We start from the raw sequence: 9,886 nt of genomic DNA on the forward strand, positions 1-9,886 counted from the left end.
GAGACCGACCGCAACATCGTGTACCTGGAATCGCGCGGCCTCGAGCCCAGACTTAGTCCGTTCGATCCCATGGCGTTGCTCGACGAGATCCAGCGGCTGGTGCCGGGCTACCAGGTTTCGCGCCTCGATCTGCTGGCCGGCAACGACGTGCCGACCCGGCTCGGCGGGCCGACCGGCAGGCAGCAGGACGCGGCCCATTTGATCCATCCGGCCGACGACAACCTCTTCTCCTCGGGCACGCTCGGCAAGTACTCGAAGGCGTTGAACTCGGTCACCGAGAAGAACGAGGGCGTAAAGCACAGCGAGGTCGCGGCCGATTGATATAGCGGTAGAGACGCCGTCAGGGTGTCTCAGAAAGAGCACGTTGGATTACCCGGACATAGCGACGTTCCTCATCGTCAGCGTGGTGAAAATCGCCATCGTGATCGTGGTCCTGCTGACCGCGGTCGCCTACACGGTCTGGCTGGAACGCAAGCTGGTGGGCCACATCCAGAATCGTTGGGGCCCGTCGCGGGTCGGCCCCTTCGGCCTGTTGCAGCCCCTGGCCGACGGCCTGAAGTTGATCCTGAAGGAAGACCTGACGCCGCCGCACGTGTACCGCCCCATCTACATCCTGGCGCCGATCCTTTCGCTCACCCTGGCCCTGACCAGCATCTCCCTGATCCCCTTCGGGAACTTCCTGCACATCGGCAAGAACATCACTACGCCGCTGCAGATCTCCGACATCAACGTCGGCCTGCTGGCCATCCTGGGGGTGACCTCGATCAGCGTGTACGGCGTCGCCCTCTCCGGCTGGTCCTCCAACAATAAGTACTCGCTGCTGGGCGCGCTGCGCGCCAGCGCCCAGATGGTCAGCTACGAGCTGGCGCTGGGCCTCTCGCTCATCGGCGTGCTGATCCTTTCCGGGTCTCTCAGCCTGCGCGACATCGTGGACAAGCAGGCGGGGCGCGTCTACGGCTTCATTCCCAACTGGAATTTCTTCACCGGCTTTCAATTCGTCGCCTTCTTCATCTACCTGATGGCCGCCTACGCCGAGACCAACCGAACGCCCTTCGATCTGCCTGAAGCCGAAACCGAGCTGGTGGCCGGCTACCACACCGAGTACAGCTCCATGAAGTTCGCCATCTTCTTCATGGCGGAATACGCAAACATGATCACCGTCGGGTGCCTGGCGACCGTCCTCTTCTTCGGCGGCTGGCACGGCCCGGTGCCCTCGTTCACCCCGGCGCTGCTCAAGCCGGTCGTGCCCGTGTTGTGGTTCATGGTGAAGGTGTTCTTCTTCCTGTTTCTTTACATCTGGGTGCGCGGGACGTTGCCGCGCTTCCGTTATGACCAGCTGATGGCATTCGGCTGGAAGGTGCTGCTGCCACTGGCCATCGCCAACGTGGTCGTGACCAGCCTGGTGGTGGCGTTGAGATCGTGATGATCCATCCGGTTCTATTCTTCGTCTTTGCGGCGGTGGCGGTAGCGGGTGCGATCAACCTGCTGGCGCAGAAGCACCCCATCAACAGCGCCCTGTCGCTGATCGTGGTGATGGGCGCGCTGGCGGTGCTCTACCTGCTGCTGGGCGCCGAGTTCGTGGCCGCCATCCAGGTGATCGTGTACGCCGGCGCCGTCATGGTGCTGTTCGTCTTCGTCATCATGCTGCTCAATGCCGGCGAGGAGGAGCACGACGGCGCCGCCAGCCGGGTGGCCAAGATCTTCGGATATCCCGCCGTCGCTTTGGGTGGGGGAGCGCTCATCTACGCGCTGGCCACTCGCGGCGCTCCCGGGATGCAGGTCGAGATCGGGCGCTTTCTGGGCGGCACTCGGCAGGTCGGCCGGCTGCTCTTCCGCGACTTCCTGCTTCCCTTCGAAGTCACCTCGGTGCTGATCCTGATCGCCATCATGGGCGCGGTCGTGCTCGGCCGGAGAGGGGGCGAACAGTAATGGTCCCGGTCCACTATTACCTGGTGCTGAGCGCCATCCTGTTCTCCTGCGGCGTGGTCGGCTTTCTCATCAAGCGCAATATCATCACCATCTTCATGTGTATCGAGCTGATGCTGAACGGAGTGAACCTGGCTTTTGTGGCTTTCGCCTACGAGTGGCACCAGCTCAGCGGGCACGTGTTTGTCTTTTTCGTGATGGTTGTGGCCGCGGCCGAAGCTGCGGTGGGCCTGGCAATCATCATCACTGTCTTCCGCACGCGCGAGACCTTGAACGTCGACCGCGTCAATTTATTGAAGTTGTAAACGGGTTTGTGGTCGTCGTACTCGGTTTTTGGCCGACGACCGACGACTGACGACTGAAATGAATCTGAATCTCTGGCTGATCCCGGTCCTGCCGCTCCTCGGAGCCGCCATCAACGGCCTCTTCGGGCGTCACTTCTCGAAGCGGGTTGTGGCGGCGGTCGGGCTGGTGTTCGTCGCTGCGGCGTTCCTCTGGTCGGTGATCGCGGCGCTGCGTTTCGCCGGCCTGCCCTCCGATCAGACGCCCTACACCGAAGTCCTCGCTGCCTGGATCCAGGCCGGCGATTTCCGCGTGGACTTCGGTTTCATGCTCGACCAGCTCTCCCTGGTCATGAGCTTGGTCGTCACCGGCGTCGGCTTCCTCATTCATATCTACTCGGTCGGCTACATGTGGGAGGAAGGCGGCTTCTACCGTTTCTTCTCCTACATGAACCTGTTCATGTTCTTCATGCTGACCCTGGTGCTGGCGAACAACTACCTGCTGATGTTCGTCGGATGGGAAGGCGTGGGCCTGGCGTCCTACCTGCTCATCGGCTTCTTCTTCCTGCGTGACTCCGCCGCCAGCGCCGGCAAGAAAGCATTCATCGTCAACCGCATCGGAGACTTCGGCTTCCTCATCGCGCTCTTCCTGCTGATCAAGCACTTCGGCTCGCTGAATTACGCGGAGGTGTTCACCGCGGCGGCACGCCTGCCGGTGGAAGCGGCCCCAGGCGTGCTCACCGCCATCGCCATCCTGATGATGGTGGGCGCCGCCGGCAAGTCGGCCCAGGTGCCACTCTACGTCTGGCTCCCCGACGCCATGGAAGGCCCCACCCCGGTCTCGGCGCTGATCCACGCCGCCACCATGGTGACGGCCGGCGTGTACATGGTCTGCCGCTCCAATCCCATCTTCAGCCGCTCGCCCGAAGCGCTGCTGGTGGTGGCCGTCGTCGGCTGTTTCACCGCGTTCTTTGCCGCCACCATTGGCATGGCCCAGACCGACATCAAGCGCGTGCTGGCTTACTCCACCGTCTCCCAGCTCGGATACATGTTCCTGGCCGCCGGCGTCGCCGCCTATTCCGCCGCCATCTTCCACCTCATGACCCACGCCTTCTTCAAGGCGTTGCTCTTCCTGGCCGCCGGTTCAGTGATCCACGGCCTGGGCGGCGAGCAGGACATGCGCAACATGGGCGGCCTCAAGAAGTACATGCCGGTCACTTTCTGGACCATGACCGCTGCCACCTTTGCCATCGCCGGCTTCTTCCCGCTCTCCGGCTTCTTCTCAAAGGACGAGATCCTCTGGCAGGCCTACTCCAGCCCGCACGGACACTGGCTGCTGTGGCTGCTCGGCGTCCTCACCGCCCTGATGACTTCGTTCTACATGTTCCGGCTCTGGTTCCTGACGTTCTTCGGGGAGTATCGCGGCGCTGAAACCGCTGGCCACGCGCATGCGCCTGGTCATCCGGTCTCCGACGAAAAAGCATCCGCCGCGCCGTTGGACGCAGACACGGCCGAGATCCTGGTTCCCGCTGAATTCGAGAAGCTGGTCCTCCACGAAGTGAAGTCGCGCCACGGAACCATTGCCTACTCGGAAAAGAGTGGCGAATCCCTGCTGCTGCGGGCCACGTTTCCTAAAGGCGCAATGATGTACCTGGAACGGGACGTGAAGCACCTCAGCGACGGCAAGGGGACTGCGACCCTCCGTTTCGCCGAAGCGAGTCATCCGCCGAAGGCGGTCTCCGCGCCGCAAGCACATCATGCGCCCCACGAGAGCCCGTGGGTCATGCTCGCCCCGCTGGTGTTGCTGGCTATAGGCAGCGTGGCTGCCGGATGGGTCGGCTGGCCCAAGGCGATCTGGGGCTCGAACCACTTCGAGCACTTCCTCGCACCGGCGTTCCAGCAGGTGGAGCAGGCTGCTGAAGCCCATCCTGAGAGCGCCTCGACCGAGATCGCGTTCATGCTGGTGTCCGTGGCCGCGGCCGCGATGGGCCTCTTCTTCGCCTGGCTGCTCTACTACAAGCGCCGCGACCTCCCGGAGAAGGTCGCCGCACACCTCGGCGGCCTCTACGACGCGGTCCGCAACAAGTACTACGTGGACGAGGGCTATCAGGCGCTGTTCGTCTGGCCGCTGATCGAGGGCTCGCGCCAGCTTCTGTGGCGCGCGATTGACGTCGGTATGATCGACAAGACGGTGAATGAAGCCGCCGACGGCGCGCGCGCTCTCTCCGGCGAGGTCCGCACGATGCAGTCGGGCAACATCCGCTCCTACGCCGGCTGGGTCGCCGCCGGCGCCGCCCTGGCCCTGCTCTACATGCTCTGGCGAGGTGTCCGATGAGCCCGCACGCTCTGAACCCGCTCATCCTCAGCCTGGTCACCTTTGTGCCCGCTCTCGGCGCGCTGTTCCTGGTGTTCTTCCCCCGGCGCGACAGCAGCATCCGCTCCTTCGCCCTCATCATCGCCCTAGTGGACTTCATCCTCTCCCTGCATCTCCCCATCTACTTCGACAACGCCAAGCCGGGCTTCCAGTTCGACGTAAACATTCCCTGGATCTCCTCGCCCAACATCCACTACCACCTGGGCGTGGACGGCATCTCGCTCTGGCTGGTCGTCTTGACCACTTTCCTGGTGCCCCTGGGCGTGCTGGTCTCCTGGAAGTCGGTGCATGACCGGGTGAAGGAATTCTTCATCCTCTTCCTGCTGCTCGAGACGGCGATGATCGGCGTCTTCGTCAGCCTCGACCTCTTCTTCTTCTACTTCTTCTGGGAAGCCTCGCTCATCCCGATGGCCCTGCTGATCGGCATGTACGGCCACGAACGGCGCGTCTATGCCGCGGTGAAGTTCTTCCTGTTCACCATGGTGGCTTCGGTGTTCATGCTGGCCGCCATCATCTGGCTGTACGCCCAGACCGGCTCCTTCGATTACCTGGTGATCCAGCAGGCGCTGCGCACCGAGCAGATCGCCAACATCACGACTGCCGGCGAGTGGCTCTTCCTCGGCTTCTTTGTCGCCTTCGCGGTGAAGGTGCCTCTGTTCCCGCTGCACACCTGGCTGCCCGACGCCCACGTCGAGGCCCCCACCGCCGGCTCCGTCCTGCTGGCCGGTGTCCTGCTCAAGATGGGCACCTACGGCCTGCTGCGCTTCAACGTCGGGCTCTTCCCCGCCCAGTCGCGGGAGCACGCTCCCTGGATCGTCACCCTGGCCATCATCGGGATCATCTACGGCGCGCTGGTCGCGATGGTGCAGCCCAACCTGAAGAAGCTGATCGCCTACTCCTCGGTCAGCCACCTGGGTTTCGTCGTGCTCGGCATCTTCACCTTCACCCAGGCGGGCGTGGACGGCGCCGTGTACCAGATGCTGAGCCACGGCGTCTCCACCGGCGCGCTCTTCATGCTGGCCGGAATGCTCTATGAGCGCCGCCACACCTACGAGATCACCGATTTCGGCGGCCTCGCCACCCCCATGCCCGTCTATGCCACCTTCTTCCTGGTGATCACTCTCTCCTCGGTCGGCTTGCCTATGCTGAACGGCTTCATCGGGGAATTCCTGGTACTGAGCGGCGCCTTCCGCGCCAAGGCCATCTACGGCATCCTCGCGGCCTCAGGGGTCGTCTGGAGCGCCTGCTATCTGTTCTGGATGTACCAGCGGGTCTTTTTCGGCACCGTGAAGCTCGACGCGAACCGCACCGTGCCTGACATCGACATCCGCGAGCGCATCGCCCTCTGGCCCACGGCCGTGGCCGCCCTCATCATGGGCATTGCCCCGCCGGTCTGGTTCGCTTCCATCGATCCCGCAGTGCGCATCGCCCTCGGGCCGCTCGCCCAGGAGCTGGGAAGGCTGGTGGGCCCATGATCCCGACCGAAGACTACATCCGCCTCCTGCCCGAGATCGTGCTCACCGTCTTCGGCGTCATCGTGATGCTCGCCGAGCCCTTGCTGGGCCCGCGCGCATCGCGCAAGCCCCTGGGCATCGTGGCCCTCGCCGGGACGCTCGCGGCCCTGGCCGCCACCGTCCTGCAGGCCGACAATCAGGGCCTCGCCTTCTTCTCCCTGGTACTGGTGGACGATTTCAGCGTCTTCTTCCACTTCGTCATCGAACTGATCGCCGCCGTGGTCATCCTCGCCTCGCTGGAATACCTCGACACCCAGCAGATCCACGCCGGCGAGTTCTACGCCCTCATCCTCTTCGGCAGCGTCGGCATGGTGCTGATGTCGTCGGCCATGGAGCTGGTGCTGGTCTTCATCGCCCTCGAGATCTCCTCCATCTCGACCTACATCCTGGCCGGCTTCCGGCGGCGCATCGCCATCAGCAGCGAGTCCTCGCTGAAATACTTCTTGCTGGGCTCGTTCGCCACCGCTTTCTTCCTGTACGGCGTGGCCCTGGTCTTTGGCGCCACCGGCTCCACCAGCATCATCGACCTGGGCATGGTGCTGCGCACCGGACACCACTCGGCCCTGGTCTTCTGCGCCGTGGCCATGATGTTCGTCGGCCTGGGCTTCAAGATCGCGGCGGCGCCCTTCCACGTCTGGACCCCCGACGTCTACGAAGGCGCGCCCGCCCCCGTGGTCGCCCTCATGTCCACCGCCCCCAAGGCCGCGGTCTTCGCCGTCATGTTGCGCATCTTCTTCATGGCCTCGGTTCCCGGATGGTTCTGGCTGGTCTGGATCTCGTCCGTGCTCTCCATGTTCATCGGCAACATCGGGGCGCTGGTGCAGTCCAACGTGAAGCGCATGCTGGCCTACTCCTCCATCGCCCACGCCGGATACCTGCTCATCGCCTTTGCCGCCGCCCAGGGCATCGGCGTCTCGGCCGCCATGTTCTACACCGCCGCCTACGCCGCCATGAATGTGGGCGCCTTCGCCGTGGTCAGCCACTTCGCCGCCGCCGGCGAGCGCTACGTCAGTATCGACGACTACGCCGGCCTGGGCCGGCGCCATCCCGTCCTGGCCGCGTGCCTCACCATTTTCCTGCTTTCGCTGATCGGCATCCCGGTCACCGGCGGCTTCTTCGCCAAGTTCTACGTCTTCAGCGCCGCCCTGCGCTCCAACCTGGTCGGACTGACGGTGCTCGGCGTCATCAACAGCGCCATCGCCGCTTACTATTACCTGCGCGTGATCGTGGTGATGTATATGCGCGAGCCGGAGCAGGAAGAGCCGCTGCCACCCATCTCTCCCACTCTGGGAGTGGCGCTCGCGGTGAGCGTGCTCGCCACCATCTATCTGGGCGTGTTGCCCGGCCACGTGCTGGAATTCGCCCAGGCCGGCGCCGCCCAGCTCATCAAATGAATTGGTGAAGTTGAAATTTGTAATCTGTAAAGTTCAAAGTATCTGACTCTTACTTAGCAAATCACGAATCACCAGTTACAAATCGCAGATCATTCCACCGCCACCGCAATGTCTTTCAGCGAGAACACGGCCACCGCCAGCATCCCCACCACCGCCGCCTCCGCCACTCCGGCCGCCAGCATCGGCCCGGCCACCTTCCAGGAGATATCGAACGTGCTGCGAGCGATCGTCATGGATAGCGAATACACCGGCAGGACCAGCTCCGCTCGGTGGCCCAGCACGGCTTCCAGCGCCATCGGGAGCGCCACGATCAGGCCGGTGGCTGCGGTCGCCAGGACGGGATGCAGCAGGCTGGCGAAGACCAGGGCGATGGTGGCCGCCAGCAGCGCCGCCACCAGGGCCACCAGCATCATCCACCCGACCTGGACGACTGGAACATCGATCCGGCGCGCCAGGAATGCGCCTGCCAGGAACACCAGCGCGCAGTAGCTGCTGATCAGCACCATGATGCCCAGCAGCAGCCCGCCGATGTACTGGCCCCGAGTCACGCTCTTCGAGAGCACCGCCAGGATGCGCCGCGTCTTGCGTTCGTTGTGGATGGTCGAGAGCGCCAGCATCGCGCTGAACAGCACCGCATAGATCGCCTGCTGCTTCACCAGGAAAGCGACGTCCCCGGCCGCGATCCGGCTCTCCCGCGACAGGAATACCGTCATGGTCAGGACGTAGAAGGCCAGCACCAGCGCCAGCCAGCGCTGTTCGCGGATCAGGTTGCCGCCGATCAGCCACATGGCGCGCATCACTTCACCGCCTCGCCGCCCGTGAACTCGATGAAGATCTGCTCCAGCGACTGCCGCTCCGGATACACCGAGACCACCTCTCCTCCCAGGCTCCACACCTTTTCCAGCGCCGGCCTCTGCTGCGACTTGGGAATGACGAAGCGCACCAGGCCGTTCAGCGATTGGGCCCCGGCAAAGGCCGTGACCGGGATGCCGCGGGCGGTGACGTCCAGCTTGTCCCGCGACTCCAGCAGCTCCGCCGTCCGCCCCATCCTCGCCAGCCGCCCGCGATGCAGGATGGCTACCCGGTCGCAGATGGATTCGATCTCCGACAGCAGGTGCGAACTGAGGAACACGGTCTTGCCCGCCCGCTTGGCGCCCAGCAGAAGCTCGCGGACCGCCACGCGTGCCAGCGGATCCAGCGCCGACGTGGGCTCGTCCAGGATCAACAGCTCGGGGTCGTTCACCAGCGCCTGCGCCAGCCCCACCCGCTGCAGCATCCCGCGCGAGAACTTGCCTACGTTGCGGTCCCAAACCGCCTCCAGCTCCATGGTTTCCAGGACGGCGTGGGCGCGCTGCGCCAGTTCGGGATCGCGCAGCTTGTTCAGCGCGCCGTAGAAGCGGATCAGCTTCAGTGCCGGGCGATGGTACAGCGCGACGTTCTCCGCCAGAAACCCGACCCGGGCGCGGGTGGGCGCGTGTCCGAAAGGCTTCCCCAGCATGCGCCCGGAGCCCTTGCTGGGACGCATGAATCCCAGCGCCAGGTGGATGGCGGTGGTCTTCCCCGCGCCGTTCGGTCCCAGGAAACCGAGGATCTCACCCGGCTCGACCGCCAGCGAGAAATCCGCCAGCGCATCCACCGCCCGTCCTCTCTGAAACCAGGAGCGGTAGCGTTTGCTCACGCCCTCGAACTCAAGCACCGCCGCCATGCTGAAGATTTAACCACAGAGGACACAGAGGCCACCGGGAAACGCGGGTCTTCCTTTGTGCCCTTCGTGTTTACCCTTGTGTCCTTTGTGGTGAGCTTTTCAATTACCCAATTACCCGATTCCCCAATTACCCGATCAACAAGAAAAGCCCCCGCCTTAGCGGAGGCTTCTTCACATCAGATCCCTATTTGACTTTGACGAAGATGATCACCAGCGTATAGAGCGCCAGCGACTCGATTAGCGCCAGGCCAAGGATCAGCGCCAGCTGGATGCCCGGACGGGCCGCCGGGTTCCGCGCCAGCCCCTCGGCGGCGGCCGCAGTGGCCCGCGCCTGCGCCAGGCCGCACACCGCCGAGGCGATCGCCATGGCGAAGCCGGAAGTGATCGCCACCCAGTTGGGACCCGCCGCCGCGGCGTGCTCCCCCTGGGCGTACACGGGCATGGCGAAGCACAGCGCCGCCATGACCAGGAAGACATACATCATTGTTTTGCGCATCGGTGTTGCTCCTTCTATGAATCGCCGCCAGTGGGTGGTTGACGTCATCCTCGTGCAGACGCCCTCACGCTCGCAGCAGTAGTCAGCAGTCGGGAGTCAGGAGTCAGCGCCGACTCCCGACTCCTGACTCCTGACTCCCAAATCAGTGCTCCTCCGCCACCGCTCCCGACAAATACACCGTTGTCAGCAGCACAAA

The 9,886-nt window shown here is 64.0% G+C and carries 10 protein-coding genes; 7 read left to right on the plus strand and 3 right to left on the minus strand.

Annotated features, from left to right (window positions below; all coding sequences use genetic code 11):
• The 7 genes from VMS96_15890 to VMS96_15920 all read left to right on the plus strand — a co-directional run.
• The coding region (locus tag VMS96_15890; protein HVP44907.1) for a hypothetical protein at nucleotides 1-321 on the plus strand (321 nt) is incomplete at its 5' end.
• A 43-nt stretch (nucleotides 322-364) separates the two neighbouring features.
• Entirely contained in the window at nucleotides 365-1,423 is a 1,059-nt protein-coding gene (gene nuoH, locus VMS96_15895; GenBank protein HVP44908.1) for an NADH-quinone oxidoreductase subunit NuoH, read from the plus strand.
• Nucleotides 1,423-1,929 carry an NADH-quinone oxidoreductase subunit J gene (locus VMS96_15900; GenBank protein HVP44909.1) on the plus strand — a complete coding sequence of 169 codons (507 nt, stop codon included), beginning with the start codon at nucleotides 1,423-1,425 and terminating at the stop codon, nucleotides 1,927-1,929. The genes nuoH and VMS96_15900 overlap by 1 nt, the downstream gene beginning before the upstream one ends.
• On the plus strand, nucleotides 1,929-2,231 hold the full coding sequence (gene nuoK / locus VMS96_15905) for an NADH-quinone oxidoreductase subunit NuoK (GenBank protein HVP44910.1): 303 nt from the start codon (nucleotides 1,929-1,931) through the stop codon (nucleotides 2,229-2,231). The genes VMS96_15900 and nuoK overlap by 1 nt, the downstream gene beginning before the upstream one ends.
• A 58-nt stretch (nucleotides 2,232-2,289) precedes the next feature.
• On the plus strand, nucleotides 2,290-4,542 hold the full coding sequence (gene nuoL, locus VMS96_15910; GenBank protein ID HVP44911.1) for an NADH-quinone oxidoreductase subunit L: 2,253 nt from the start codon (nucleotides 2,290-2,292) through the stop codon (nucleotides 4,540-4,542).
• Nucleotides 4,539-6,056 (plus strand): NADH-quinone oxidoreductase subunit M, encoded by a 1,518-nt coding sequence (locus VMS96_15915; GenBank protein HVP44912.1) that lies wholly within the window; start codon nucleotides 4,539-4,541, stop codon nucleotides 6,054-6,056. Before nuoL ends, VMS96_15915 begins: the two co-directional genes overlap by 4 nt.
• The gene (locus tag VMS96_15920; GenBank protein HVP44913.1) at nucleotides 6,053-7,489 is read left to right on the plus strand and encodes an NADH-quinone oxidoreductase subunit N; all 1,437 of its coding nucleotides are present in this window, start codon (nucleotides 6,053-6,055) and stop codon (nucleotides 7,487-7,489) included. The genes VMS96_15915 and VMS96_15920 overlap by 4 nt, the downstream gene beginning before the upstream one ends.
• An 89-nt stretch (nucleotides 7,490-7,578) precedes the next feature.
• Here VMS96_15920 and VMS96_15925 read toward each other — a convergent pair whose 3' ends face one another.
• From VMS96_15925 to VMS96_15935, 3 genes are all read right to left on the minus strand, one after another.
• Nucleotides 7,579-8,286, minus strand: a complete 708-nt coding sequence (locus VMS96_15925; protein ID HVP44914.1) for a hypothetical protein — start codon at nucleotides 8,284-8,286, stop codon at nucleotides 7,579-7,581.
• Nucleotides 8,286-9,194 carry an ABC transporter ATP-binding protein gene (locus VMS96_15930; protein ID HVP44915.1) on the minus strand — a complete coding sequence of 303 codons (909 nt, stop codon included), beginning with the start codon at nucleotides 9,192-9,194 and terminating at the stop codon, nucleotides 8,286-8,288. Before VMS96_15930 ends, VMS96_15925 begins: the two co-directional genes overlap by 1 nt.
• A gap of 184 nt (nucleotides 9,195-9,378) precedes the next feature.
• Nucleotides 9,379-9,690 (minus strand): ATP synthase F0 subunit C, encoded by a 312-nt coding sequence (locus tag VMS96_15935; GenBank protein ID HVP44916.1) that lies wholly within the window; start codon nucleotides 9,688-9,690, stop codon nucleotides 9,379-9,381.
• Nucleotides 9,691-9,886 lie beyond the last annotated feature (196 nt).

This window comes from Terriglobales bacterium (genome assembly GCA_035543055.1).
Classification (GTDB): domain Bacteria; phylum Acidobacteriota; class Terriglobia; order Terriglobales; family Acidobacteriaceae; genus JAIQFD01.